The 1,275-nt window shown below is 54.5% G+C and carries 3 protein-coding genes; 1 reads left to right on the top strand and 2 read right to left on the bottom strand.

The features are described 5' to 3' along the window. A partial coding sequence (locus AC1D0Z_RS22115; protein ID WP_477660292.1) for a hypothetical protein occupies positions 1 to 213 on the top strand: 213 nt, incomplete at its 5' end. On the opposite strand, the gene yidD is transcribed toward AC1D0Z_RS22115, so the two are convergent. After that, positions 111 to 431, bottom strand: coding sequence for a membrane protein insertion efficiency factor YidD (yidD, locus tag AC1D0Z_RS22110; protein WP_477660291.1), 321 nt, complete (start codon positions 429 to 431; stop codon positions 111 to 113). The genes AC1D0Z_RS22115 and yidD overlap by 103 nt on opposite strands. Positions 432 to 497: 66 nt before the next feature. Next, a complete protein-coding gene (locus AC1D0Z_RS22105; RefSeq protein ID WP_477660290.1) occupies positions 498 to 1,022 on the bottom strand; it encodes a DUF3658 domain-containing protein in 525 nt (174 codons plus the stop codon). Positions 1,023 to 1,275: the final 253 nt, after the last annotated feature.

Raw genomic sequence — 1,275 nt, 5'->3', positions numbered from 1 at the left:
GGACAAAGCAACCGATTTGAGGAGCGGACGTTCATGCCGTCTAACGTCGACGCTCAGCGGGAGCCGCAGGCGATCCGATGGAGCAACCAGTTAAAACTCGTGCCACCACTTCAGGGCCAGGGGCATGCCCCGATGCAGCCACTTCCCATACAGGCGGCACCTTCCTTGGAAAACAATGGGCACGCTTCATTCTTAACCTCCTCATCTTTTTGATTTTCACTCAACACTGCGGCCGAAACAGTGCATGCCGCAAAACGCAGGCGCAAAAGCAAAAGCCCCTCAAAAAGGCCGAGCCTCTGAATTGCCCGGCGTGCGAATTCCGAGCAGGATGATCTGCCAGTGTGTACTCGGTATGCGCAGCAAAAACCCTTATGCGGTGAAACGTACCGCTGATAGGTGCCGATAAGGGCAATGGCGCCACTACTAAGCATGAGTTTTAACGTTTGACATGAGAGGCTCGACCCAGCTTACCGAGGCGAGTCCTCTCGATGGAAGGGTTAGGCCTCACACCGCACTCGCTTCGCTCTGCGCGAGGCGAATCTCGGAATAACGCATGGCCCACACGTCTCCGCAATGTCGACCTTCCCCGAATCTTCGAGTTCATCCATGCGCGCTTGGATGTAGGCGATAGGCATATCTGTACTTGCTTGTTCGAGTTCGGGGACTAGAACACCAACGATCTTCGCGACCTTTTGCCAACGTGAAGTGCATGTACGGATGATCATCGCATCGACGGCTAGTTCGACATCTTTCGGTGCCGCGCGCATAAGTTCTACTTCTTCCTCTGTTGGGTCATACGGTGCTGCGTCTTCGGGATCGAACGGCTCGATGTCTCGGTACTGAATTACTACTGGGGCTCTCACGCCAGCTAGCACTTCTGTGATTGACCTTGAAAGGGCTTTCATGAGCCCTTTTCGTTCGTCACTGTCAGAAACTTGAGCGATCGCAGTCTCTAGCTCCGTAAGGCTGGACAGGGCCAGTTTGCACGCAGCAAATATCTCTTCGGCGGCTTTTCGTTCCATGGCTGAGGTTCCTGTGAGGCCTAACGTTGGAGGCCACCGGCACGCAGCATGAGCCGCGAAGCGGCAACCTGATGCTGCTTGTCCGCGTGGGCCGAATTGTTAGAGCGAATACTAACGGAGCGGTGAGCCATTTGGATTGATCGCCTCTTCATCACGCCTCGTCGGGTAGTACTTCATTTTCACGTCAAGTTCGAAGAACAATAGGCCATGAATACCAATGGCATCTCGCTTCGGAATCCGGCGTGTCCAGATC

This window comes from Polaromonas sp. P1_E3, assembly GCF_056405935.1.
This window is presented reverse-complemented; position numbering and strand designations above follow the sequence as displayed.